The organism is Bacteroidia bacterium, assembly GCA_033391075.1.
Taxonomy (GTDB): domain Bacteria; phylum Bacteroidota; class Bacteroidia; order J057; family J057; genus JAWPMV01.
In genome coordinates this window covers 7,355,185-7,381,033 of the sequence record JAWPMV010000001.1, presented here as the reverse complement: position 1 = coordinate 7,381,033, position 25,849 = coordinate 7,355,185, and the positions used below count along the sequence as shown (strand labels likewise).

25 protein-coding genes and 1 pseudogene are annotated in these 25,849 nt (G+C 43.5%); 18 read left to right on the top strand and 8 right to left on the bottom strand.

What is annotated here, in order from left to right; translation table 11 throughout:
• Positions 1 to 134: 134 nt before the first annotated feature.
• A complete protein-coding gene (locus tag R8P61_29410; protein MDW3651232.1) occupies positions 135 to 998 on the top strand; it encodes an N-acetylmuramoyl-L-alanine amidase in 864 nt (287 codons plus the stop codon).
• Between the two features lie 4 nt (positions 999 to 1,002).
• On the opposite strand, the gene R8P61_29405 is transcribed toward R8P61_29410, so the two are convergent.
• Entirely contained in the window at positions 1,003 to 1,542 is a 540-nt protein-coding gene (locus R8P61_29405; GenBank protein ID MDW3651231.1) for a GNAT family N-acetyltransferase, read from the bottom strand.
• Between the two features lie 90 nt (positions 1,543 to 1,632).
• Between R8P61_29405 and R8P61_29400 the strand changes: the two genes are divergently transcribed.
• Positions 1,633 to 2,919, top strand: coding sequence for an aminotransferase class V-fold PLP-dependent enzyme (locus tag R8P61_29400; protein ID MDW3651230.1), 1,287 nt, complete (start codon positions 1,633 to 1,635; stop codon positions 2,917 to 2,919).
• Between the two features lie 151 nt (positions 2,920 to 3,070).
• On the opposite strand, the gene R8P61_29395 is transcribed toward R8P61_29400, so the two are convergent.
• On the bottom strand, positions 3,071 to 3,499 hold the full coding sequence (locus R8P61_29395; GenBank protein ID MDW3651229.1) for a GNAT family N-acetyltransferase: 429 nt from the start codon (positions 3,497 to 3,499) through the stop codon (positions 3,071 to 3,073).
• Positions 3,500 to 3,688: 189 nt separating this feature from the next.
• On the opposite strand from R8P61_29395, the gene R8P61_29390 reads away from it, so the two are divergent.
• Together R8P61_29390 and R8P61_29385 are read left to right on the top strand one after the other, a co-directional pair.
• A complete protein-coding gene (locus R8P61_29390) occupies positions 3,689 to 4,147 on the top strand; it encodes a peroxiredoxin (protein ID MDW3651228.1) in 459 nt (152 codons plus the stop codon).
• An 81-nt stretch (positions 4,148 to 4,228) separates the two neighbouring features.
• Positions 4,229 to 5,704, top strand: a complete 1,476-nt coding sequence (locus R8P61_29385) for an alpha-L-fucosidase (GenBank protein ID MDW3651227.1) — start codon at positions 4,229 to 4,231, stop codon at positions 5,702 to 5,704.
• Positions 5,705 to 5,851: 147 nt separating this feature from the next.
• Here R8P61_29385 and R8P61_29380 read toward each other — a convergent pair whose 3' ends face one another.
• Positions 5,852 to 6,355, bottom strand: coding sequence for a cupin domain-containing protein (locus R8P61_29380; protein ID MDW3651226.1), 504 nt, complete (start codon positions 6,353 to 6,355; stop codon positions 5,852 to 5,854).
• Positions 6,356 to 6,397: 42 nt separating this feature from the next.
• Between R8P61_29380 and R8P61_29375 the strand changes: the two genes are divergently transcribed.
• From R8P61_29375 to R8P61_29340, 8 genes are all read left to right on the top strand, one after another.
• Positions 6,398 to 7,411: a PorV/PorQ family protein gene (locus R8P61_29375; protein ID MDW3651225.1), complete on the top strand. Its 1,014-nt coding sequence runs from the start codon at positions 6,398 to 6,400 to the stop codon at positions 7,409 to 7,411.
• The gene (locus tag R8P61_29370) at positions 7,408 to 8,019 is read left to right on the top strand and encodes a DUF3137 domain-containing protein (protein ID MDW3651224.1); all 612 of its coding nucleotides are present in this window, start codon (positions 7,408 to 7,410) and stop codon (positions 8,017 to 8,019) included. Before R8P61_29375 ends, R8P61_29370 begins: the two co-directional genes overlap by 4 nt.
• Before the next feature lie 21 nt (positions 8,020 to 8,040).
• Positions 8,041 to 9,234: a hypothetical protein gene (locus R8P61_29365; GenBank protein MDW3651223.1), complete on the top strand. Its 1,194-nt coding sequence runs from the start codon at positions 8,041 to 8,043 to the stop codon at positions 9,232 to 9,234.
• Positions 9,235 to 9,308: 74 nt separating this feature from the next.
• The gene (locus tag R8P61_29360; protein MDW3651222.1) at positions 9,309 to 10,172 is read left to right on the top strand and encodes a DUF4943 family protein; all 864 of its coding nucleotides are present in this window, start codon (positions 9,309 to 9,311) and stop codon (positions 10,170 to 10,172) included.
• A gap of 43 nt (positions 10,173 to 10,215) precedes the next feature.
• Entirely contained in the window at positions 10,216 to 10,731 is a 516-nt protein-coding gene (locus R8P61_29355; GenBank protein ID MDW3651221.1) for a shikimate kinase, read from the top strand.
• A 10-nt stretch (positions 10,732 to 10,741) separates the two neighbouring features.
• Positions 10,742 to 12,076, top strand: coding sequence for an alkaline phosphatase D family protein (locus R8P61_29350; protein ID MDW3651220.1), 1,335 nt, complete (start codon positions 10,742 to 10,744; stop codon positions 12,074 to 12,076).
• 79 nt (positions 12,077 to 12,155) lie between these two features.
• Positions 12,156 to 13,175, top strand: a complete 1,020-nt coding sequence (gene ruvB / locus R8P61_29345; GenBank protein ID MDW3651219.1) for a Holliday junction branch migration DNA helicase RuvB — start codon at positions 12,156 to 12,158, stop codon at positions 13,173 to 13,175.
• A 152-nt stretch (positions 13,176 to 13,327) separates the two neighbouring features.
• Positions 13,328 to 14,089, top strand: coding sequence for a hypothetical protein (locus R8P61_29340; protein MDW3651218.1), 762 nt, complete (start codon positions 13,328 to 13,330; stop codon positions 14,087 to 14,089).
• Between the two features lie 63 nt (positions 14,090 to 14,152).
• On the opposite strand, the pseudogene serA reads toward R8P61_29340, so the two are convergent.
• Positions 14,153 to 15,379 (bottom strand): annotated as a pseudogene (gene serA, locus R8P61_29335) (phosphoglycerate dehydrogenase).
• Positions 15,380 to 15,576: 197 nt separating this feature from the next.
• Between serA and R8P61_29330 the strand changes: the two are divergent.
• The gene (locus R8P61_29330) at positions 15,577 to 16,968 is read left to right on the top strand and encodes a polymer-forming cytoskeletal protein (protein MDW3651217.1); all 1,392 of its coding nucleotides are present in this window, start codon (positions 15,577 to 15,579) and stop codon (positions 16,966 to 16,968) included.
• Positions 16,969 to 16,988: 20 nt separating this feature from the next.
• Here R8P61_29330 and ung read toward each other — a convergent pair whose 3' ends face one another.
• The 3 genes from ung to R8P61_29315 all read right to left on the bottom strand — a co-directional run bounded on the left by ung (position 16,989) and on the right by R8P61_29315 (position 18,726).
• Positions 16,989 to 17,672 (bottom strand): uracil-DNA glycosylase, encoded by a 684-nt coding sequence (gene ung / locus R8P61_29325; protein ID MDW3651216.1) that lies wholly within the window; start codon positions 17,670 to 17,672, stop codon positions 16,989 to 16,991.
• 28 nt (positions 17,673 to 17,700) lie between these two features.
• Entirely contained in the window at positions 17,701 to 18,213 is a 513-nt protein-coding gene (locus R8P61_29320) for a hypothetical protein (protein ID MDW3651215.1), read from the bottom strand.
• A 63-nt stretch (positions 18,214 to 18,276) separates the two neighbouring features.
• On the bottom strand, positions 18,277 to 18,726 hold the full coding sequence (locus R8P61_29315; GenBank protein ID MDW3651214.1) for an NUDIX domain-containing protein: 450 nt from the start codon (positions 18,724 to 18,726) through the stop codon (positions 18,277 to 18,279).
• 99 nt (positions 18,727 to 18,825) lie between these two features.
• Here R8P61_29315 and R8P61_29310 point away from each other — a divergent pair, with 99 nt between their 5' ends.
• A complete protein-coding gene (locus R8P61_29310) occupies positions 18,826 to 19,608 on the top strand; it encodes an outer membrane beta-barrel protein (protein MDW3651213.1) in 783 nt (260 codons plus the stop codon).
• On the opposite strand, the gene R8P61_29305 is transcribed toward R8P61_29310, so the two are convergent.
• Positions 19,579 to 19,827 (bottom strand): hypothetical protein, encoded by a 249-nt coding sequence (locus R8P61_29305; GenBank protein MDW3651212.1) that lies wholly within the window; start codon positions 19,825 to 19,827, stop codon positions 19,579 to 19,581. The genes R8P61_29310 and R8P61_29305 overlap by 30 nt on opposite strands.
• Positions 19,828 to 19,922: 95 nt before the next feature.
• Between R8P61_29305 and R8P61_29300 the strand changes: the two genes are divergently transcribed.
• From R8P61_29300 to R8P61_29285, 4 genes are all read left to right on the top strand, one after another.
• On the top strand, positions 19,923 to 20,849 hold the full coding sequence (locus tag R8P61_29300; protein ID MDW3651211.1) for a hypothetical protein: 927 nt from the start codon (positions 19,923 to 19,925) through the stop codon (positions 20,847 to 20,849).
• A gap of 126 nt (positions 20,850 to 20,975) precedes the next feature.
• A complete protein-coding gene (locus R8P61_29295; protein ID MDW3651210.1) occupies positions 20,976 to 21,698 on the top strand; it encodes a class I SAM-dependent methyltransferase in 723 nt (240 codons plus the stop codon).
• Positions 21,699 to 21,782: 84 nt separating this feature from the next.
• The gene (locus R8P61_29290; GenBank protein ID MDW3651209.1) at positions 21,783 to 22,499 is read left to right on the top strand and encodes an SDR family oxidoreductase; all 717 of its coding nucleotides are present in this window, start codon (positions 21,783 to 21,785) and stop codon (positions 22,497 to 22,499) included.
• A gap of 103 nt (positions 22,500 to 22,602) precedes the next feature.
• Entirely contained in the window at positions 22,603 to 25,656 is a 3,054-nt protein-coding gene (locus tag R8P61_29285) for a hypothetical protein (protein ID MDW3651208.1), read from the top strand.
• Positions 25,657 to 25,849: the final 193 nt, after the last annotated feature.

The following is a 25,849-nucleotide window of genomic DNA, read 5'->3' as shown; positions in this document are numbered from 1 at the left end:
ATTGGATAAGACTTGCCATTAGAAAATGAAATATTTACCTTGACCAGAAGTCAAAGACTAATCTATTTCCCTAACAAGTCAAGCGTTTCCTCAGGAAACACCATGCTACTACTATACCTAAAGCTTACTTGTTAATGGATATTCAGAATCACTTTCTTAGGCAGGCTAAACGCGAAGCACTCAATCATAGCCATACCATTCTTCCTACTTATATCGTCGTCCATAATACCGCCGGAGCCAGTGCTATTTCAACCATCAACTTCCTGAGGAGAGAAAGGCCCGGAGTTGGCTATCATATTGTCATTGATAGAAATGGCGATTTGTATCAATGCGCTCCATTCAATAAAAGGATCGGTCATGCCGGCTATAGCAATTGGAAGGGCCTGGAAAGCCTAAACGCTCATAGCATAGGAATCTCTTTGTCTAACTATGGCCCGATAAATAAAATTCAGGATGGGACTTTTCGTTCAGAAATCGGCAGCAAGATTGTTCCCACAGCAAAGGCCTTCAAAGCAGATCACCCCAACGGAACTCCAGATCGAAGGAATCAGTATTGGGAAACATATGAGGGGATTCAAATCGAAAAATTGCAGGAACTCATAGAAACTCTGACGGCGGAGTATCCAATTAGAAATATCGTGGGCCATGATGACATCTCAAGGGGCCGCAAGATAGATCCGGGACCAACGCTTAATGTCGGAACCCTCCGTTCTTGTGTGGATTTGGATGTTGAGAAAAAATTCAGGCATAAAGTGATCAATGTAGCTTCTCATGATGTCTTGAATGTCAGGCGCTGGGGCCATAGCTCCTCACAGAAAGTAGATGCATTGAATCCTGGCGAAGAAGTTTATGTATTATCTACCATTTACAAGAGAGCCGAACTTACCAACTGGGTCGCGGTTAGTCGGAATGGGATAAATCTACTGGGCTACGTACACAAAAATTACCTGGCGTTTACAGAAGAAGAAGAAATGGAGCCGGAAGAGGTCATAAGTTGATTTTTCAAAATCTGTTCTGAGTTTCCCAAGTCTCTTTATTTAAGCCATAATACAGAGATTTCCCCATCAAGTCTTCATCTATCTCTTTGATAAATTGAAAACCCAGTTTCTCAAGCACACGAACAGAGCCAACATTTTCAGGCATAACCGTAGCAAATACCTCCTTCAGTTCCAGCTCTGAGAACCCATATTCCAGACAGTAAATCGAAGATTCGCTAGCATATCCCTGATTCCAGTATTTCTTAAAAAAGCGATAGCCAAGATCCACCCAATCTCCTTCATGCCATTTTAATCCACACCATCCTAAGCAAGTATGATCTGATTTGCGAATCACCAGCCATCTCCCCATACCGGTCTTCGAATAAGGATCATAATTTCGGAGAAAATCTTTAGCCGCCTCCAGGGAGTCAAAAGCCGTATCGCCCGTATATTTTATCACCTCCCAATCGCTGTTCAACTTATACATATCCTCAGCATCAGAAACCAAAAAATTCCTGAGCAGCAAACGTGGGGTTTCCAGAATGATATCTTTCTTTCCAGTCATACTAGCACTAATATATCAAATCTGCCTTAAGGCTTTGTCTCCTCTTCTCTTGATTGTATATTGATTATAGACTTTTACCTACTACTTATCATGAACACTCGCCGAACAGCTATACAAAATATGGGAGCTTTTGCATTGGGAAGCCTAAGTCTTCCTTTCTTCCATGAATCTCATACCCAACATATAGAAGCAGCTCTGAGAAAAAGGGCGCATCTCTCTTCAGAAGAAATTGCCAGAGACGACACCTTCTGGTATCAAGTGCAAAAGGCCTTTAACCCCAGTCCTCATTTCATCAACCTGGAAAATGGATATTTCAGTCCCCAGGCAACCGAAGTAATGGAAGCACAAATCGCCAATATCCGAAGGATCAATCACATTCCTTCTTATTATATGCGAACCGATCAATTCGAAGATCACCTCAATGTCAAAAAACAACTGGCCGATCTGGCAGGCTGTACACATGAAGAAATTGTGATTACCCGCAACACAACTGAATCCATCAACACAGTAATCATGGGGATGGATTTTGAGAAAGGAGAGGAAGTTATTTTATGCGACCAGGATTATGGAAGTATGCAGGAGCAGTTTAAACAACAGGCAGAGAGGAGAGGAATTGTTCTGAAATATGTGGAGCTCCCTTTGCATCCCAAAAGTGATGAAGAGATTCTAGGGATTTATGAGAAAGCCATTACTCCCAAAACGCGTATCATGTTGGTCAGTCATCTGATCAATATTTCGGGTCAAATCCTTCCCGTCAGAAAGATATGCGATATGGCACACGTGCATGGCGTAGAAGTGATTGTCGATGGTGCTCATGCTTTTGCCCAACTGAACTTCAAGATTCCTGATCTTGGCGCAGATTATTATGCGGCCAGTTTACATAAATGGTTGTGTTGTCCACTTGGTGCGGGATTGTTGTATATGAAAAAGGAACATATACCCAAGATTTGGCCTTTGTATGGGGATGTTGCTGCACCCAAAGACAGCATTCGGAAATTCGAGCACATTGGTACCCGTCCAGTTACCACTCCCCTTACGATATCCAGTGCCCTCAAATTTCATGAAATGATCGGAAGTGAGCGAAAACAGGATAGATTGAGGTATCTACAAAGATACTGGACAGATAAAGTCAGGGAACTGCCAAAAGTCCGTATCAATACGCCGGTCGATAAAGAAAGGAGTTGTGCCATCGCCAATATCGCTCTTGAGGGAATGAGTCCTCATGAGTTGTCTACCTACTTTTTTGAGGAGCACCGAATTTTCACGGTAGCCATCAATCGCAAATCTGTAAAGGGAGTACGAGTAACTCCCCATCTGTATACCAGCATCCAGGATTTGGATAAGTTTGTAGCTGCGATTATGCAGGTCGGGAGTTGACGGAACCCACCGCCTCCGCCCCACACTCCCTTATTGCTCAAATAATGGAGTGCGCTCGAGCCAAAAAAGAAATAAATGATATTTGCTTTTACTCCAGCTGCCATCAGCGGGTCGTTTCCTTCTTGAGGGAAACGGGCTTGCAGCGGAAGGCTCACCGAGCCTCAAAGACTGCTATGATCTCATTATTCACGGGCTCGCCCAATTCGCGGAATCCCATATTGCCAAAAAATTCTGAGGCGGCTTTATTATCAGCGCTGTAAGAAGTCCTGATTTCACGACAACGATAATTCAACCGTAGCTTATCAAGAAGAGTCCCCAGGGCTTTACTTCCTATACCCATCCCCTGGTAGTCTTTGTCAATCAGGATGCGATTAACCCAGCAAATATCTCCAAATTCACCATACATCAGGAACCCCACCATCTTCTCATTTTTTACAATGCCATAAGGGGTGAGATTCTCAAATTTTGCCTGTGCAAGAGAATAGAGAACGGGAGGCAGAAAGGTCTCCTGTTCAGGACTCAATTTAATGTCCAGGCATAGCTCCCAATTGTATCGATCCAGTGGTATAATTTGCGTCATGTGCTTCTAATGTCTGCAAGAACTGCAAGTTAGTCTTTGTTCTTCAAAAAGTAGAATATTATCCCCTTCTAATTTTTCTTACACACTTATTTATATTTGTCTTTTCTACTTGAAAAGTAAAGCAGCTAAACAAAACATCCTTTATTCCTATTGTATCTAAGTATCAATTCCTCTCAAGCCTAGCAATTCATGTCAAAATTATCCGTGGGAGATAAGGCTCCCGATTTCAATCTGCCCAATCAGGATCGTGAGATGGTCAGTCTTTCCCATTTTACCGGGAAGAAACATTTAGTGGTCTATTTCTATCCAAAAGATGAAACACCGGGCTGTGTAAAAGAAGCCTGTGGATTCAGGGACAGTTATGAAGCTTTTACAGAAGCAGGAGCCGAGGTCATTGGCATCAGTGCTGACGGAGCGACTTCTCATAGCAAATTCATCCAAAACAGAAAACTCCCTTTCCAACTCCTCAGTGATAAAGATCTTTCCGTAGCAGAAAGCTTTGGGGTAAAAAAATCCCTCTTTGGCCTGTTCCCGGGAAGAGAAACTTTCGTTATTGACAAAGAAGGGATCGTAAGGCATAGTTTTGCCTCCGGATTAAATATCAATAAACATATTGACTCAGCCCTCGAGGTAATCCAATCCCTTTAATTTAAGATACTTGCGTTTCTGCCTTTCTCTTGCATAATTTTGCAGACCCTTTGAAAGGATACAGAATTTAACCAGAACCTTATGTCCAGATTTGTTCTCCTGATCGCATTATGTAGTATGTTTTGGGCCTGCGAAACGGAAACAGAAAAAGCTCCCCCTGTTGATCCCCCAGTAGCTTTAGGTCCCTTACCCACTCAGGCACAAATGGCCTGGCATGAGATGCAGTACTATATGTTCGTGCATTTCAACATGAATACCTTTACCAATAAAGAATGGGGCTATGGAGACGAATCTCCGGAAACCTTCAATCCGACAGAGCTGGATACACGCCAATGGGCCAGAATAGCCAAAGAGGCGGGAATGAAAGGAATTATCCTTACAGCCAAGCATCACGATGGTTTCTGCCTGTGGCCTTCTGCTTATACCGAGCATTCTGTCAAAAATTCTCCCTGGAAAGCAGGGAAAGGAGATGTAATTAAAGAATTGGCCGAAGCCTGCAAAGAATATGGACTCAAAATGGGCCTCTATCTTTCTCCCTGGGACAGGAATCATGAGAAATATGGAGAAGCCGAATACCTGGAGTATTTCCATAATCAAATTCGCGAGCTCCTGACTAATTATGGAGATGTCTTCGAATTTTGGTTTGACGGAGCCAATGGAGGAGATGGATATTATGGGGGTGCTAAAGAAATGAGAAAAGTGGATCGCAAGGCTTATTACAAATGGCCCGAGACTTTTGCTTTGGTACATGAGTTGCAGCCCAATGCCCTCATCTTTAGTGACGGTGGCCCTGATATCAGATGGGTTGGAAATGAAAAAGGCTTTGCAAATAAAGAGAACTGGTCTTTGCTTCGTAGAGAAGAAGTTTATCCTGGTTATCCCGATTATAAAGAATTGACTACCGGACATTATGATGGTACCCATTGGGTTCCTTCCGAAGTGGATGTCTCTATCCGTCCGGGTTGGTATTATCATCCAGAGCAGGACACGATGTTGAAATCTGTGGAGCAGCTTATGGATATCTATTATAAATCTATTGGGCGAAATTCAAACCTACTGCTTAATGTCCCTGCTGATACCCGGGGGAAAATCGCAGCTGTTGATTCTGCCAGATTGATGGAATTTGCCGCCGCAATAGCAAAAGATTTTCCGGAGGATATTGCAAAAGGTAGGAGAGTCACTACCTATAGCACCTTCGAAAGTCATCCTGATTATACCGGCACACAAGCAAATGATGGAAATTACGATACCTATTGGGCAACCGATAAATCCAGCAATAGCAATTATGCAATTTTGGAACTGGGTACTCCCAAGCAGTTTAACCGCATTCTTTTGCAGGAATATGTTCCTTTAGGACAAAGGGTTGATTCATTTTATGTAGCTGCCAGAGTCGGAGGAGAATGGGATTTATTGGATTGGGGTTGCTCAATTGGATACAAAAGAATCATCAAACTGGATAAACCTGCCTATACGCATAGATTGATCCTGGACCTCGTTTCTGCCAAAGGCCCTCCTATGATTGCCAACTGGGAAGTCTATATGGCACCGGAGGAGTAAGCTCCCTGAACCCCTCCGCGCTTTCCAAACCTCCCCTTTTTTTATAAAAAATGGGAGGTCCACAATCCTTTCATACCTGGCTTGCGTGCACTCCATTATCCGGTACGGAAAAGGGAGTGTGGGCTTGAGGCGGTGGGTTTAATGAGTCTAATGCCTCGTCAGCCTCTCAATCAATTCCTCATGCTGAGGAAATTTTCCGATAAGCGTATCTGCTTTCGGCAATTCAAAGCCTTCAAAATCAAATCCGGGAGCCATCGTACATCCAACGAGTGCATATTCCTGATCTTTTTCTACTTCTGCAGCAAAATAAACGCCCCCAGCTACCCGGGCATAAAAACTTTCGCCCGCTTCAAAATCAGGTCCTAATTTGATTTGCTCATAACTCCCATCTTCAAAAATGAGATGCAGTAGAAGGGGATTCCCTTGATAAAAGTGCCATAATTCATCCGAATCCAGGCGATGAAAGGCGGAAAAACCCTCTTTGTCAAGCAAAAAATAAATATGCGTAGCCATTGAGCGATCCCCTGTATAATGTGCAGGAAGGACCTCCTTTGGGATTTTTGCCTCACTTCTGAATAATTCTGCATAATAACCTCCTTCCGGATGGCGATTTAGACTGAGATGTTTTATCCAATATTGAGCCTTTTTCATAAGGGTTCCGTAACTTGCGCCAGCATACCGAAATAGCAGCCTATGCAAAGATATACCCTTTTGCTCTTATTACTTATTAGCAGCCTGCCTTTGTCTGCACAACTCTTCCCCCAATTGGGTGGGCAGAGAGCCGGAATATCGGCCCTTACTTTTCTAAAAATAGAAGTAAGCCCACGTGCAGCCGCCTTAGCTGGGGCCTCAAATACCCTTACCGGGGATGCTTATGCCATCGCAAATAATCCTGCCAGTTTGGCCGAGGTAGATCAGTTTAGTGTAGGGGCCAGTAATACCTTTTGGGTGGCCGATATCAATTATGCCTTCCTAGCTGCAAATATTCCCACCAAAAATGCCGGAAATTTTGCCATCAGTTTGAGTGGATTAAACTCAGGCCCAATGCCTGTTCGAACAACCTTCCAGCCAGAAGGAACAGGACAAAATTTCTATGCCTATTATTTAACTGCGGGAGCGAGTTATGCCAAACGCCTGACCGATCAATTTAGCTGGGGAGTAAATGCTAAATATGTACATGAGCAATTGGCAGAATTTCAAGCCAATACCTTTGTTGTCGATCTCGGATTTTTGTATGAAACTGATTTCCGGGACCTGAGATTTGCAGTTGTGCTGGAAAATTTTGGTCCCAACTCTACTTTGAGTGGAGAAGTAGAAATTGATACAACCTTCAATCGCAAAGGGATTAGCCTGGATTCTTATCCGGCTCCTGCCCTATTCAAATTGGGCGTGTCGATAAAAGCCTGGGAAAATGAAACTCAGGATCAGTCCATCACAGCTATGTTACAGCTCAATCACCCTAATGATAATTCGGAAAATATTCGCCTGGGACTAGAGTACTCATACAAAGATCTTCTCTTTCTTCGGGCGGGATATAAAATCAATGTTGCCGATCAAAACTATCCCACTGCAGGTATAGGCTTGCGCATGAGAGCAGGCAGGCATCCCTTGATATTTGACTATGCCCTGGATCCTTTAGAGTTTTTGGGGAATGTGCACCGGGTCGGTTTGTCATTTAGAATCAATCCCGAAAACAGAGACTCATGAGTCGCGCTTTCTCTTTCCTAAGGCCCGGTTGGCAAAAGAACTGGAAAAATTTCGCACTGGAAACAGGAGCCAACTTCAAATATGAGAAAACAAGAGGCCTGAGAAAAACCCCTACGATTCGGGCAATCTATAAAAACTGGATCATAAAAATAGACGCTCCGAAAAGAGGAAAAAAAGCGACTATCACCCGCGTGAGAGCTGCCTATCTCAATTCGGATAGTTTTTACTTTCGGATTTATCGGGAAGGATTATACCAGGGCATCAAAAAAATGATGGGTATGCAGGATGTGATCATCGGCTATCCGGCTTTTGATGATGCCTTTATCGTTCAGGGGAATGATGAGCGAAAGCTACAAGCCCTTTTCAATAATCAAAGACTAAGAGAACTCATTCACTGGCAACCAGATATCCATTTAAAAAATATCGTAGATGAAGACTGGAAGCTGGATGAAGAGCAAAAAGGACTAAGTGTTCTGGAATTTAAGATCATGGGATTGATATCAAATATAAACAGGCTGCATGATCTGTATGAACTCTTTGCCGAATTGCTTGAGCAATTGGTGGAAATAGGTTCTTCACATCCGGAAGGTCCGCTCCCCAATTCATAAAAATCAACCGAGATAAGAAACATGAAATCAATATCCTATAGCCTCCTATTGTTATTCCTTTTCACTTCTTGTGATGGGTTTTTTGGCGTGGAAACCCCTACAGATTTTCTGGATGAACCTCAGTTCGACGATCAGACGGTAGCCTATGTACCTATCCAACCCGTTTGGGAAGGATTTGTAGATCCGGTGGATATCATTCCGGGTTGGGATGAATTGATTTATGTTGCAGATGCGGGTTCAGAGGAAATTATCTCTTTTGATCAGGCAGGAAATGAATTAGGGAGATTCAGCGTTCCGGGTTTGGGGAAAATTAGCCAGGACAGACAATTGGATATCCTCGCTACTGGCAGAAAAGACACTGTGATCAATGGCACCCCATTTAACCTGCCAGCTATTTATCGGATTGATTTAAATAAAACCGGAGACTACGGATTGGAAAATGCTCGAATAGTCAATACGATTATTCATCCTTTTTTCTTCAAATCAAGTACGCCCACCAGCAATGATGAAATGGCTGCTTTTGAAGCCATCGCCCCTATGCCGGATAATAAATATTATGTCGTGCGCTCAGGAATCTCCAATTCTCCTAATCAGTTTGGAGGTCCAGATAATTCAGTACTATTATTTGATGCGGATACCCTGGTTACTCCCATATTTGTAACCACTAATCTGGGCCTCTTCAGGGACTATTTCAAAGATCCCAAAAGCATTGCCTCTGTGGCTCAACCTCCCCAAAGTCCTGCTATCGACAATCGGAGAGATGCCGGAGATTTCTTCTTCAGCAGTTTTTCTGCGACCAATGCCCTCCGAGTTCAGAAAATCAATTTCAATGAAAGTGATTTTGGTTCTTCCTACAATGTTGCCAATCTTATCGTGGGAGATACTTCTCGTGCAGATGGATTTCTTTACGAAGCCAATAAGTTTTCCCAACCTACAGATGTAACCGTAGCAGGAGATGGAACGAATTACATCTTTGTGGTCGATAGCGAAAAAGATTCTTTATTTCAATTCAACGGTTTAGGACTAGAGGGAGCAAACCCTCCTTCCGGATCGAGATCTGACAAGAATATACGAGCCTCTTTCGGAGGCAGAGGCCAGGGTCTGACACAGTTCAATACTCCCAAAGCTGTGGCCTATTTGGATCAGATTGTTTATGTTGCAGATGCAGGGAATAATCGCATTTTGCGATTTAAGCTTACCCTGGACTTTGAATAGTACAATTTTTCGTATTAGTCTGAATCAGAAGCGCTTGAGTTATGGCGAAAAAAGAGAATATATTACGATTCGAAATGATTAGTCAATTAAGAACTTCCTTTTTCCTCCTCATCCCTCTCCTTTTTATCTCCCTGAGCTCCTGTGGCCCCAGGCAAATGCATATCAAGGTTGAGGTTCAGGATATATTTACAGGGGAAAATCTTGATAGTGTCAAAGTTGATGTATTAAGAGCCGCTAAAGGAGGTGCAGCTCAAATTTTGCAAAGCTGTTATACAAGTACCGAAGGGAATTGCAGCCTCTTACTGGAAGTTGATGAGCAATATGCCTACCAGGTACAGGCAAGCAGAGCACATTATAAAGAAGCCCTGAGTGAAGATGGCTCTGATTATTTACATCAAGCGAAATTGGAAATTAGCGACTCAACTGAAGTCCAATTATTTCTGGAAAATATTCTCCCACCCGATCCTGAGCGTTTTGAAAAAATGTATCCAGTGGTTCCCATAAGTCAGGTAATCGCAGCTATTTCAGCAGATGAATGGTCATGGTCCTTTTTACCCAAAATCAGTTGGGAGGATGTGCCTATCCTCCTGAATCAGGGAGCTGATAGTACCTTTATCAAAAATTACCCAAGAAATCTTCGAAGTACTTATCGCCCGGACAGCATACGTGCAGGCCTGGTGGCTCTTTGGTTGGTGGAAGCATTGCGAAAGCAGGAACTCAAAAGCAATGACGATTATTTCAACCTAAGTCCTCCCTCCCGGGCACCTGTCCTCGGCACTCGCAGGGGGAATCCCTCCGGCTTCAATTCAGTAGAACAAATACAAGCGGCTCAGGAAGCCTACAATATTTGGTGGGAAGAAGTTCCTGCTGATTCCGCTGCCCGGATGGACGCCATCCGAAAAAATCCTTTGGCCGGCAAAGGCCTGAGTTGGATGTAGTTCTGCCTGTATTGTCATATTCATTTTAGCTACCTTTGTCCGCATGATAGGATTTCTCATTGGTTTTATGGGATCGGGAAAGTCCACCCTGGGCAGGGCAGTAAAGGATGCAGGACAAGTTCCGTTTATTGACCTGGACAACTACATTGTCGTACGTGCAGGGAAACCCATTCCACTTATATTTGACGAAGGAGGTGAGGAACTTTTCAGAAAGCTTGAAAGAGAGGCCCTGCAGAGCCTGATCATGGCAAATCCCGATAAACTCCTTATTGCCTGTGGCGGAGGTACGCCTTGTTTCGGGGACAATATGAAAATGATGAATCAAGCGGGTGAAAGTTTTTACCTGAAAACACCCCTTGAAAGCATTTATCAAAGATTACTTCCTCAAAAAGCAGCGCGTCCACTCATCCGGGACTTGAGTGATGAGGAACTCAAAGAATTTATTGCAGATCTCTTAGAAAAAAGGGAAAGCTATTATCTTCGGGCAAAGTATCATCTGGAGCCTGAACAACAGCATCCTGACTTTATCCATAACATCCTATTGAACACATCTCTATAACCTAAAATATATGTCAATACAACAGCGTCTTCTTCTCTTCAGCCTTTGCCTGATCTTTCACCTAAACGGATTTTCTCAAGGCCTACCACCGACAGATAATGTCCTCGTTTCAGGACCTATGGTGGGATACTGTGAAATGCGAGAAGTCATGCTTTGGGTGCAAACCAATGGAACGGCTATCGTTCAGATAGAATATACGGCAGGTGAGGGATCTCCCATCTATCGTACTCCTGCATACCAGACACGCCAGGACCAGGCTTTCACTGCACACCTTATCGCCGACCAGGTTCAACCCGGTATAACTTATAGCTATAGGCTCCTTATCAATGGAAAGGAAGTGCAAAGGCCTTATGATATGGTTTTCCAAACTCCTCCACTTTGGCAATGGAGAACAGATCCTCCGGAGATTACGATGGCTATGGGAAGCTGCGTCTATATCAATGATGAAGCTTATGATCGTCCGGGCAAACCCTATGGATCAGACTATCGCATTTTCGAGAGCATTCTCCAAAAAGATCCTGACCTCATGCTTTGGTTGGGAGATAACACCTACCTCCGTGAGGCTGATTGGAACTCTGCAACGGGAATTGTGCACAGATACACCCATACCCGTCAGATAGAAGAAATGCAGCCTCTCCTTGCTTCTACAGCCAATTATGCTGTTTGGGATGATCATGATTACGGACCGAATGATAGTGATTATACCTATTGGGGTAAGAATATGACCACTAAGGCCTTTCAATTATTTTGGGGAAATCCTTCCTATGGATTACCCGGAATGGGAGGTATTACAACTTCTTTTGAATGGGGAGATGCACAATTTTTCATCCTGGATGATCGCTATTTCCGTGATCCTAATAGAAAGAAAAGCGCACCAAGAAGTATCCTGGGAGAAGAACAACTCGAATGGTTCCTCGATGCCCTGATTAGCTCCAAAGCCAGATTCAAATTTGTCATGATAGGCGGGCAGGTTGTAAATGATGCCGCTTTGTATGAAAACTACTCCAATATCGCACCTGCTGAAAGAAGCCGCATCCTGAATACCATTGTAGAGGAAGGCATTAAAAACGTCATCTTCCTTACCGGAGATCGTCATCATTCAGAGCTTTCTCTCTTCGAAAAAAATGGCATTAAGATTTATGATATTACTTCTTCTCCTTTGACTTCAGGTGCCAATAGTGCCCTCGATGAACCTAATACATTGCGGGTAAAAGATTCATTTTTTGGCCAAAGAAATTTTTCCACCCTGACATTGAGTGGAAAGCGTACCGAGAGAAGGGCAGAATTGAAATACTTCGATGTAGATGGAAAGGAACTATGGTCCTTTAAGTTCGAAGCTCAATAAATCACAAAAACTTAGCATTATGCTAATTGCATTTGCGAAAAATCGCTTGTAAATTGCTTTTGCTAAAAATCAATGGCTTATGCGAAACGAATGGCTCGATCCAACATCCACTCCTTCTGAAGAAGAAAAGCAACTCCGACCGCAGGAATTGCTGGATTTTACGGGCCAGAAAAAGATCACTGACAACCTCAAGATCTTCGTTGAAGCTGCCAAGATGAGAAATGACACCCTGGACCATGTTCTGTTACATGGACCTCCGGGATTAGGCAAGACGACGCTTTCATTTATCATCGCCAATGAATTGGGCGCGGAGATTACGACAACTTCAGGCCCGGTATTGGAAAAGCCAGGAGATTTGGCCGGTCTGCTCACCAATCTGGAGGAAGGGGATGTGCTCTTTATTGATGAGATTCATCGCCTTTCTCCCGTAATTGAAGAATACCTCTACTCCGCCATGGAAGACTTCAAAATCGACATCATGGTAGAGACGGGTCCCAATGCTCGTAGCATCGAAATTTCTCTCAATCCTTTTACTTTGGTAGGAGCTACTACCCGGGCAGGCTTACTAACCTCCCCTATGCTGGCAAGATTCGGGATCAATTTTCGACTGGAGTACTATGATGCGGAAACCCTGCAGCGGATTTTGCAGCGATCAGCAACTGTTTTGAATGTCCCCATAAAAGCTGATGCTGCCCTGGAGATTGCGAGAAGAAGCAGAGGAACGCCCCGGATTGGTAATAGACTTCTCCGTAGAACCCGGGATTTTGCCCAGGTAAAAGGAGATGGCAATATTGATTTGGATATCGCAAAGACTACCCTTACTGCTCTGGAAGTAGATGAAGCCGGTCTGGATGATATGGATAATAAAATTCTGCTGACGATCATCGATAAGTTTAAAGGAGGACCTGTGGGGCTGAATTCAATTGCAGCTGCCATAGGAGAAGAAGCAGAAACTATTGAAGAAGTCTATGAACCCTATCTGGTTATGGAAGGCTTTATCAAACGAACAGCCAGAGGTCGTATGGCCACTGAGAGAGCCTATCATCACTTCGATCGCATGCCCGGATCGGACCCAACTCAGGGTAAGCTTTTCACCTAAGCCCCTAATTTTCTCCTCCTCAGAAACTCAGTGTGCAAGTCTGCTTGTTAAGCGTGAGCGATTCCTTTTCAATGAGGTTTTCTATTCCCCAATTTGCCCCTAGCTTTGTATCATCCTGTTTAACACAAATCTACTTTTAACAACAACAGACAATGCAGAATTTCCACCTTAAGCAATCCATTTCCCTCATCGTACTCGCTTTATTGATAAGCGTACAATCCTTTGCCCAGGATCAGAACTTTAAATGGGCACCTTTTAAATTAAGTCCGGCTCCTCTGCCTTCTGCTTTTCAGTTTGGCTATGAAAGAACATTAGGAGAACAGACAACTATTGGGGGTACGATAAAACTCTTTATTCCCAGAAGCCTGGAAAACACAGATGTAACTTTTGATGCCAATGGAGCAACTACAGCCACTGGTAATTTTACTTCCGGCAAATTCAATGGATATGTGATTACTCCTGAATTGCGCTATTATACCAGCAGAAAAAGTGGTGTAGGCAATGGTTTCTATCTCATGCCTTTCCTTCGGTACTACAATTATAGCTCAGACGGAGATTTCCTCTATGAACCTACTAATGGAGAAGAAAACTCAACCATCGATGCTAAAATCAATTTCAGTGGTTTTGGAGGTGGTTTTTCTATAGGGGTCCAAAAAATATGGGATAGCGGATTCCTGATTGACTGGAATGCAGGTCTGGGACTAGCCATTGCGGGCGGTCGCCTGAGAGGTACGGTCGACGGACCTGTACAGGATGATATTCCTCAATTAATTGATGATATCAGCGATGCTATTTCTGCCCTACCCCTGGTAAATGCTCAACTCAGCAATGATGGAAATAGTCTGGATGCCAGAGGTACTGGTTTACCTTGGCCCATCGTCAAAACCCATATTGCTATCGGATATGCTTTTTAATGTTCATATGAAATGAAAAAGGGGACTCACATGAGTCCCCTTTTTTGTATCTGTAATTTTCTCTTAGTACAAAACTCTGAATCGGATCGTCCCTGCTATTTCCTTCAAGCCATCTAAAATTTCTTCCGGATAGGCCTGCTCCAAATCCGTGATCACATATCCAATCTGTTCATTGGTCTTCAGATACTGACCGGCGATATTGATATTATGATCAGAGAAAAACTGGTTGATCCGTGCCAAAATACCCGGAACATTCTTGTGAATGTGAATGAGGCGATGGCTATTATTTTGAGCTGGCAATTGTAGGTTAGGAAAATTGACACTGCCGAAAGTACTTCCGGAATTTATATAGTCAATAATCCTGGCGGGAACATATTCGGCGATATTCACCTGTGCTTCCTCAGTACTTCCTCCAACATGAGGCGTAAGGATCACATTTTCCAATCCTCTCAATTCTGACAAAAATTCTTCCTCATTGCTCTTTGGCTCCAGCGGAAAGACATCTATTGCTGCTCCCCTGATATGTCCATTCTTGAGATACTTTACCAAAGCTTCGATTTCAACGACAAAGCCCCGAGACAGGTTGATAAATACAGAGCCGCTCTTCATCGCTTTGAAGTGTTCTTCTCCAAAGATCATCTTATTGCCGGGCCGACCATCCACATGGAGGGTCAATACATCTACTTTAGAAAGAAGTTCATCGAGAGAATCCACTTTAGTCGCATTTCCCAGGGCCAACTTCTCCACCAGGTCATAATAAAAGACCTTCATTCCCATCGATTCAGCCAAAACAGAAAGCTGGGAGCCGATATTTCCATAGCCGACAATTCCCAGGGATTTTCCCCTGATCTCGAAACTGTTCTTAGCAGATTTATTCCACTTACCGAAATGCATACCAGAACTCATAAGAGGAATTCTCCTCATCAGCATGATGATTTCTCCTATAGCCAGTTCTACTACCGATCGGGTATTGCTAAAGGGTGCATTAAAGGCAATGATTCCTTTTTCAGCACAGGCTTCCAGATCAATCTGATTGGTTCCAATACAAAAAGCACCTACCACCATGAGGCGGTTAGCAGACTCCAATACTTTGCGGGTAACATGGGTTTTGGACCTGATGCCCAAAATGAATACCCCCTTGATCTTTTCACAGAGTTCTTCCTCTGAAAGTGCACGGCCGATAATCTCAATCTCATAAGACTCCGTCTCAAAGATTTGCTCCGCCTGCTTGTGGATATTCTCCAGAATGAGAACCTTAATCTTGTTTTTTGGAAAAGAGACTTTCATGTTGTCATTGTTATCAAGGCTGCAAAGGTAAGGATATTGCTGAATTTTCCATCCACAAAATTGAAGGCCCAAATCTCTCCATTTATCTCCATTTTTCGGTATTTCCTTACTCTTGAAAGATTCGAGCCGCCTGCTGGCTATATACTTAGGGTATATGTTTTATTTTTGTTATGGAAATTTAGATAAATCAAAACACCTTTATGGATAGAAAGAATACTTTCACATTAAATGCAAAGCAGAGAATCACTCAAAAACTCAATGGTTTGTTGGGAGTTTGGGTAGGAATCAGCTTTTCAGGTCTTCTTATCTGGAATGGGATTGTCGGTATGCCTTCTCAAAATACAAGTTGTAATGTTCCCTATCCGGGAAATGAAGCAGCTATAAGTCTTCAGGCAGGAGATACTCTTTGTATTCCAATGGGGGAAGTATTTACGGGGAGGATTGAAAAATTGCCAAAAGGCGCCCTTATCAGGGTCAATAAAAACGCGATTTTCCAGCCTATAGGTCTTTGGGAGGCAGAAGGTAGCATCGATAATCATGGCCTTATCGTCATAGAAGACATCCTCAATGCCAAGGGTCTGAAGTTGGATAATAAAGGAAAGATAGAATTCAGGCACGCACCAGGTAGAGATGCAAAACTCGATATTCTGAATCGCCTGGATGCCTCTATTACCTTCCTCTCCAATATCAGTCAGCTACATGCAAAACTGAATATCCAGAATTATGGAGATGTTCATTTTGAAGGAAGCGTACACCTAGGAAAAGAAAGCAAAATTGAAAATAAAGGTCGACTCGTCCTGGAAGAGAGCACTGTAATAAATGGGAGAGTTACGAACTTTGGGATAGTACAATCTTATGAAAAAGTACTTTTGGGACCAAAAGCAAACATTCAGAATCATTGCAATATTGTAGCTCCAAATGCTGCAGAAATAAGCCACAAGGGCTTCAATAATAATGGAAGTTTGCTCAGCAGCGTTGGAGGAGAATTGGATAAAAACCTCGAGGCTCAGGACTGTGCATCTCGCTTCAAAAGTTCGAAGCCGGTAGTTCTTCAATTTTTCAGGCCTCAACTCATCGAAGATTTTGCCCAGCTTAAATGGCAGGTAGAGAATAGTTCCAGGGCTTCCTATTTCGAACTACAAAGGTCCTTTGACAACAACAATTTTAGTTCGCTCGACAGACTGGAAGCTTCTGAGAAAGAGGATCAGGTATACAAATTTCTGGATGCAGGACTAAGGTATGAAGGAGAAAGCATGGTCTATTATCGCCTCAAAATGACCAATAGTCAGGGAAAGGCAAACTATGGTCCTGTAGTGGAGATGGTGCTAAATGATGAGAAGAGCATTGCTTTGCAGGTAGCGGAGCTAGAGGAAAGCAGGCTAAGTCTCCGATATAAAAATCCCGCTCAGGAGAAGTTGGAACTCAGTCTGACAGACGAGCAGGGTACAGAAGTAAAGAAACTTGATCTGGCAGGCGATAAAGCAATCAACCAGCTTGATCTTGATCTCACGGATATTCCAGCAGGGAACTATACCCTATCCCTCAGTTCTCAATACTCCACTCAGACTGAGGAAATAAAGGTCGGTTCCTGATCTAGAAAATATAAATGGGATTACACCTGCCAGTCTATGGCAGGTTTTCCTGTTTTTTGGAGGTAGACATTGGTTTGGGAAAAATGCTTGCAGCCAAAGAAACCTCCTCTGGCGAGGGGTGAAGGATGAGGTGCTTGCAATACCAAATGCTTATTTCGATCAACCAGTGCTCCTTTATCCTGTGCATACCTTCCCCACAACAAGAATACAATCCCTTCTTTTTCCCGATTCAGCACATCAATCACTGCACTGGTAAAGTTCTCCCAGCCTTTCTTACGGTGAGAGCCTGCCTGACGTGCCCGTACAGTCAGCATCGCATTAAGCATAAGTACTCCTTGCTCTGCCCATTTTTCCAAATTGCCATGTTGGGGAATCTGGATGCCTACATCTGTATTCAGTTCCTTGTAAATGTTTTTAAGCGAAGGAGGTGTTGCTATGCCCATCGGTACCGAAAAAGATAAGCCATGAGCCTGTCCCGGACCATGATAAGGGTCCTGCCCGATTACCACTACTTTTACCTGATCATAAGGTGTCAGATCAAAGGCATTGAAAATCAGTTTGCCGGGTGGATAAATCTGCTGGCCAGCCTGTTTTTCACTGCGCAAAAAGTTTTTGAGTTCCTGGAAATAGGCTTTGGCAAATTCTTCTTTGAGAGCCGATTTCCATCCGGCTTCAATCTGTACGGAATCTGATGGGTGAGACATGTATTTTCTATTTCGTAAGTAGTAGAGGTCAGGATGAGGGCCTGAGTTTATTCTTAAATATTACAAAAGCCAAAAAGAGTATCGCAAGTAGCACCATCACACCCATGCCCCAACCTGCGATAGGAACCATGGCCGACTTTCTCGGGGCATTCCCTTCTCCCAGTAATTCCAGGTCAGGCCCGGCATCTTCCAGGGCTTTGCTCCCCATGCACTCATTCGTCTTCAAACTAAATTTTTTCAGGCCATAAACCAGGTATTTCTTCCCATCCTCAAATTGAGAACCGCATTCATATTCCCAGCCAGTATTCACGACAAGCAAACTATCAGATCCTCTCTTCCAGGTCTTTTCCACCACAAAAGTGTACTTCATGCCTCCGCTGATCCAATTGGTATTTACGCCTATCACCTTTCCTATAAAAATCTGATTGGCACCCGCAATAAAATCTTCCGGCCCTTGCCCTTCCTCACAAGGACAGGCAAAAACGGAAAGACTCAAAGAGAGAAAAGCCAGTACAGCCAGGTATGTTTTTCGACTATTCATGCTATCACAAATATATAGCTAAAACCACTTGCATCTCTATCCTGTTTATAAATTCCAACATTTCTACAAAGACTTCAGGATAGGGATCATGGCCTGGTCTATGGGAAAGGTAAAATCATCTGCGCCGAGTTCAGTTAAAGATTTCCACCTAAAAGACTGTTGATCCTCTCCATTCAGGGGGAAATCATGTTTCTTTTCACTAATCGTAACCTTCAGCTCACTGATCGGAAAAACCTTGAAATACATACAAATCACCTGATCCGTTTTCCGAAAAGAAGAAACTTGTAAAAAGGGATTTACATACAAAATTTCTCCTACTTCAACTTCAGTCTCCAATTCTTCCATCCACTCTCGTTTAAGGGCATCTTCTATTCCTTCGCCAAACTCCAGGCCTCCTCCGGGCAGTTTCGTCATCAATTTCCCAAAACGAAGCTCATCACTCAGGAGCAGTTTATTTTCTTCGACATAAACCCCATAGATCCTGAGATTAAAACGATTTACTTGCGCAGACATACTATTCATAGAGGCGAGAAGTTATTAAAGCTCAGTGCTTATTTGTTTTTGCATTAGATTTCACTCAATAATCGAGTAAATTGCCCGAAATTTAAGACAATGAGATATATAATCCATTTCCTGCTGATCGCTTTATTGGGTTTAGGGAGCTTGAAGGCGCAGGAGATTATTAGCGATACAACCGAGACTTCGCAAACGGAAGCAAAATCAGAAGATAATCTACCCGTGGATGCGGCTCGTCGTTTCAGCCTGGTTTTCAATCGTACGCTTCAGACAACTAATGGGACCGCAGATACCATTCCTCTCAATGGAACAGGTTCTGGTACTTTCTTTATCGGAGGGGGCATTCGAATTCCTTTGGGTGGACAGCTGGCCAATATTCGTTTGGCACCGGGTATTTCCTGGACGGGATTCAACTACAACCAAACCAATCTCAAGCGCTTTCCGACCTTTGCCAATGACAGCACCAATCTAAGTCTTGAGAAGCATAGTCTTACTCATATAGACCTTCCCTTAAGCTTTTATTTCAACTTCTCCAGAGACGAAGATGGAGATCCTCGCTTCTTTGTAGAGTTGGGAGCATATGCCAGTTACCTGATGGCGGCTTCCTATAAAATCAAATATGAAGACGAAAATGGGCTACGGGTAAGAGAAAAAATAAAAGATCTTCATGCACTGGAGGGGGATAAAGCCGAGTTTGAGCGTCTTAGATATGGAGCCTTTGCCAGAGTAGGATTCAAATGGATCGCTTTGTATCTGGATTACAGGTTTTCAGATGTATTTAATGAAAATGGGGGGACTGTGATCAATCCACAAACGCCAGCAGGATTTCTAAATCCTGTATTTGAGCCGCTACAGATTGGGATCAGTATCTTTTTGTAGGCTATCTCTTTTGATATCCGGGTAACCGCTAAATTCCTGAATTGCTTCAGGAGCTTTTTTGGCCAGTTTTGCCGCATTGATAGAATCTTTCTCACGAATCTTTCTGTCAACTGCAGACCAGTCAGACTTCTGGCTACTATTTGATTCGCATGAGATAATCAGCAAAAGGAAAATAAGGAAAAGGAAATTTTTCAATTTTTCGGCTATTTTTTGAAGCAAAGCAAAGCATTTTTTAACTTGGGAACTGCAAGCTTTGAAAATTAGTAGCAATTTTACAAGCTTGCAAGCTTCTACTTCTATCCTAAGCGACTAACATGAACCGTTTTTTCACTACAATCGTTCTCATCTTCGGCTTGATGCTTTCCGGCATCCTAACCACATCCTGTGAGGAAGACCCCTTAAATCCGACTCCACCGGAAGATCTTCCACCAGCGATTGCCCTGATTAGCCCTGAGAACAATAATTTTCTGATCGAAAAGACAGAAACTTTCTCGGTTACTCTTCAACTCGCAGACAATGAAGCTCTATCCAGCTTCGAAGTAGATGGCGAGATATTCGATACCGACAATGCATTGGTATCGAGTTTTTCTGAAGCTCCTCAGAGTATTTCCGGAACTTCTCAAACCATTATATTCAGTGGGACTCCTCCTACTGCAGCAGAAGACTATTATCGCATTAAATATACCTGCCGTGCAATTGATGCAAAAGGAGTTAGTGCCAGTACTTTCTTTTGGGTAAGTGTTGTTCCTCCTGAAGATCCTCCTGCCGAATTTGTGGTACTGGAATTTGAAAATGATTCCGTCCTGACCAATTTGGTACCCAATCGCTTTGCCTTCAATTTCACAGCTCGCAAGATGTTGCCGACTATCAATGACAACAATGAGCTGGACTTTGATATCAAAGAAGTTTCTGAAAGTGGTAGAGGCATATTTGCTCCTCAATTTGAATCTCCCAACAATATGCTGCTGGGACAAGATTCAGTTTTTGTGGTAACCAATGCCGATAGATTCAACTATGAAGAAGCTACTCATGAGACACTTTCTCAGGCCTTCTTCTCCGATCCGGCTCCTTTCAGCAAAACTCCTCCTTTGAAAGTAGGAGATTATGTGATCGTGAGGCTGACCAAAGCCCCACAACCTCAATTTGCGATCATGCGGATCAACAGACTGGTAGATGACGGAGGAGGTATCCTTATTCAGGATCGTGTGATCTTTGACTACAAGGTTACCAGCCAACAATAAGACAAAAAACATCATACATACTGAAAAGGAAGGGTATATTCCCCTTCCTTTTTCTTTTGCTTTTCTATGATCAGCCTTATTCGAGATTATCTCTTTCATCTGTACACTTGTAAAAGTGTTTACAGCTTGCATTCGCCCTTCGTTTTTGAATGGTATCAGCAGGTATTGCGAGCGAATCTTTCTGAGGAAACTGCTGCTATTGAGCAATTGAGGAAAGAATTGATCAAAGATCAAAGAGAGATGCAAATTCAGGACTTTGGAGCAGGCTCCGGAGATAAAGGGCCGGACACAAAAGCCAGGGCTCTGGGAGATTTGGTACGAAAAGCTTCCCGTAGAAGAAAAAGCGGAGACTTCCTCTTTCGACTTTGCCAATTTTATCAACCCAGTCGCTGCCTCGAATTTGGGACGCATATAGGTATTTCCAGTTTGTACCAAATGCATGCACTGGAAGGAGGAGAGTTTTATACGATGGAGGGAGATCCTGGTCTGGCAGAAATTGCAAAAACCAATTTTGAGCGTTTCGGGAAAAAAGCCAATCAGTATATCGGAGAATTTGACCGCCTGCTAAAGACTGAAATATCACTGTCAGAGCTGAAGCCAGATTATGTCTTTATTGATGGGAATCATACCCATGATGCGACCCTTAGATACTTCCATTTGTTGCTGCCACATATGCCGGATGAAAGTATGATCATATTTGACGATATCTATTGGTCAGAAGGAATGAAAAAAGCCTGGAAGGAGATCATTGCTCATCCAGAAGTAAGTGTCAGCCTCGACCTATTTGAGTTTGGACTTTGTTTTATCCGGAGAAAGCAGGCAAAAGAGCATTTTCGATTCCGCCTTTAAGTCAAAATCCGCTTTTCTGCTTGCAAAATCCTCGGAAAAAATTGACTTTATATTATCCTCAAACAAGAAACTCATACTTACAATATGTCATTAGCCAATCAAGTAGCCATCGTAACCGGAGCTTCCAGTGGGATCGGTCGTGCTATCGCACGCGATCTTGCTGCAGAAGGGGTCAAAATCCTCGCAACCGGAAGAAGACAATCCCGCCTGGAAGAATTAGCAGAAGAAGTTCCCGGACTTGCCTTTATGGCAGGTGATATATCCGAACCTGCACTGCCAGCCAAGCTGCTTAGACATGCCGTTGAAACCTTTGGTTCCTGCGATATTGTTGTCAATAATGCAGGGGTTATGCATACAGGAAGCATTGAAAAGGTCAATATTGAAGTCCTTTGTCAAATGATTCGTATCAATGTAGAAGGGGCAACCCGAATGGCCTATACTTCTTTGAAACATTTCAAGGATAAAGGCAAAGGACATCTAGTCAATATTTCCAGTATTCTGGGTACCAAAGTTCGCCCTACGGCTGGCGTTTATGCAGGCACCAAATTTTCCATAGAGGCACTTTCAGAAGCACTCCGTATGGAAGTATCAGGTACCGATATCAAAGTCAGTGTCATTGAGCCCGGACTGGTTGATTCAGAACTCCAAAACCATTTTGAAGTTCATCCCAAAGACATGTTGGGTATCAAAGATGCTCTTGCACCAGAAGATATTTCTCGCTGCCTGAAATTCATCCTCGAACAACCCCCGCACGTCCGCATACCCGTCATGATGGTACTACCCAATGAGCAGGGATTATAGGATTTGTCGAATACTCCCTTTAGCTGGGCGAAATCCCACCCCGGAAATTTGCTCCTACTATTTTTCATGCTTAACTCTAAGTCCCTAAAAGCTAACGCAAATTATGAGCACGCTTAAGAACTACTGCATAGGCTTATTATGCCTCTTTCCTGTCCTCTTATTCGCACAGGAAAATCAACATCTGCTAGAGGATCTCGATTATAGGAATATTGGTCCAACCCGAGGAGGAAGGTCTACCACCGTAACAGGGGTCGAAAGTCAGCCCAATACTTTCTATATGGGCGCAACCGGAGGAGGTGTTTGGAAAACGACGAACTATGGCTATAGCTGGAGGAACATCTCCGATGGATATTTTGAAACAGGTTCTATTGGAGCCCTGCGAGCTGCGAAATCCAATCCCAAAGTCCTCTATGTCGGGACAGGATCTGATGGAATCAGAAGTAATGTCATCACGGGAAAAGGAGTTTATAAATCAACAGACGCCGGCAAGAGCTGGGAACATGTGGGTCTGAAAAATACCGGTCATATTGGAGCGGTAGAAATAGATCCTTCCAGCCCCGATCGGGTGTTTGTCGCTGCTATCGGACAGGCCTTTGAAGCCAATCCGGAAAGAGGAGTATATCGCACTACGGATGGAGGGAAAAATTGGGAGAAGGTCTTTTACCATTCTGATACCGTCGGGGTGGTTGATCTCGAATTTGCCCCTGACAATTCAAATATGATTTATGCTTCCTTGTGGCAGGTTGAAAGAAAGCCCTGGACCATCAGAAGTGGGGGAACTGTAGGAGGTATTTATAAATCTGTGGATGGTGGAGATAATTGGGTAAAAGTAGGGAAAGGCCTTCCGAAGGGATTGATTGGAAAAATAGACATGGCAGTCTCTGCAGCCAATCCGGATATCCTCTGGGCCCTGGTAGAAGCTCCACAAGGAGAAGGAGGAGTATTCAAGTCTACCGATAGAGGTGAAAATTTCGAATTGGTAAGTACCAAGAAAGAATTGCTCGACCGACCTTTTTACTATTGCAACATTGACGTTAATCCCCAAAATCCAAACGCTCTCTATGTAAATTCTACCGGATTTTGGTACTCAGGAAATGGAGGGAAAAGCTGGAGAAGAATCAGAACTCCTCATGGAGATAATCACGACATCTGGATCAATCCAAATGATACATTAGTCAGCGTACAGGCCAATGATGGAGGTGCCAATATTAGTCGAGACAATATGCGCACCTGGTCCCGTCAGGACAATCAATCTACCGCAGAGCTGTATCAGGTAGAAGTTGACGATCAACAACCCTATTGGCTCTATGCCGGACAACAGGACAATAGCACGATTACCGTTCCGAGTTTACCTCCTTATAATTCCATTTCCGGTGGCACCAATTATTGGAAAGCCATAGGCGGATGTGAGACAGGGCCTGCTGTACCCAAGCCGGGCAATCCCGACATCATTTATTCCAATTGCAAAGGTCGTTTCGGAGTCTTCAATAAGAAGACCGGACAGGAAATGCAGTACTATGTAGGTGCTGCTAATATGTACGGACAAAATCCCCGAGATTTGAAATTCCGTTTTCAGCGGGTTTCTCCTATTCATGTTTCTGTTCACAATCCGGATGTGATTTACCATACTTCCCAATTCGTCCATAAGAGTACTGATGATGGGAAGACCTGGGAAATCATTTCGCCTGATCTGACAGCTTTTACTCCGGAAACTCAAGTGCTTTCCGGTAGTCCGATTACCCGAGACATAACAGGGGAAGAATTTTACTCTACCATTTATGATATCCGAGAATCTCCCATCAATGAAGGATTGATCTGGGTAGGTGCCAATGATGGTCCGGTTCACGTGACAAAAGATGGAGGTAAAAACTGGAAGGATGTTACTCCCAAAAAATTGCCGGATGGAGGTCGCGTAGATTGTGTGGAACCTTCTCCTCATGATCCGGCCAAAGCCTATGTAAGCGTGCTGAGATACCAATTAGGAGATTGGGAACCCTATATCTACAAGACAGAAAATTATGGACGTAGCTGGAAAAGAATTAGTTCAGGCGAAAATGGCATTCCTAATGATTATCCGGTACGCGTAGTGAGGGAAGATCCCGATAGAGAAGGGCTCCTATATGCAGGTACAGAATTCGGCATGTTTATCAGCATGGATGACGGAAAAAGCTGGCAGGAATTTCAGCAAAATCTTCCTGTGACGCCTATTACAGATATGAAGGTTTATCGCAAAGATCTGGTTGTATCAACCATGGGTCGAGGCTTTTGGATCATAGATGATTTGAGCCCTTTGCATAAAATGGAACCTGAGCTAACAGCTGTTACACTTTTTGCTCCGCGCACAGCGACTCGTATGTCTTATCGAGGAACTTCTTCTCGCGCTGTTCCCAACTATCCTTCTCCCGGTATGAATATCGATTATTATCTGGCAGATACGACCAAAGAATTGAAAATCGAAATCATGGATGCCAATGGGAAAGTTGTTCAGACTTTTACGCCTCCCAAAGCGAAAAAGGATACTGCAAAAAAAGAAGGAGTAAGCATGGCTACCGGTTTTGGACCCGTAGGCGCTTTCACCAATCTCAAAACTACGCCCGGCCATCACCGCATCCGTTGGGATATGCGTCATGTCGGTCCCTGGCATAAGCAGACTTCTCGTAGTGGTAGAGGCGGCCCGAAATTGCTTCCGGGAACGTATAGCATGAAGATGAAAGCAGGAGAGCAAAGCCTGACGAAAAGCTTTGCAATCGAATTAGATCCTCGTCTCAGTGAAGCCGGCCTCAGTCAGGAAGACTTGGTAGCTCAGGAGGAATTAAGTTTAAAAATCAGAGATCTCTTGAGTGAGGCAAGAAAGATAGAGGAAGAGTTGGCTAAAGAGAAGAAATCCTATGAGAAGAAAATTAAGGAAGAAAAAGAAGTAGATGCTTCTAAAGAAGCCATTGATAAGATAGATGAGGTCAAGAATAAACTGACCACTGCTAAAGGTCGTTATCAGATTCCTCAATTGGTGGATCAGCTAGGCTATCTCTACAGTATGTTGCTCCGCGCGGATCAGGCGCCGGGCAAGGATGCTTTTGATCGCTATGAGGAATTGAAGGAACGATTTGAGAGTCTCAAGGAGATGGAATGGCCCAAGACGATGGGCGAAGAGGATTAAGAAGGTGCACCTTCAGGACTTGCTGTCCCGGATATCTGTTAAGCAGGTATTCGGGATTGTTTTTTGTTGGCGAGAGATCCCGGCTCTTGGGTTAAGGCCGGGATGACATAAAAATAGTCATCTCGAAGCTTGACAGTGAGTTGGACTAGCGAGCTGAGAGATCTTGTTTTTTAAACGAGCTCAAATATTAGGT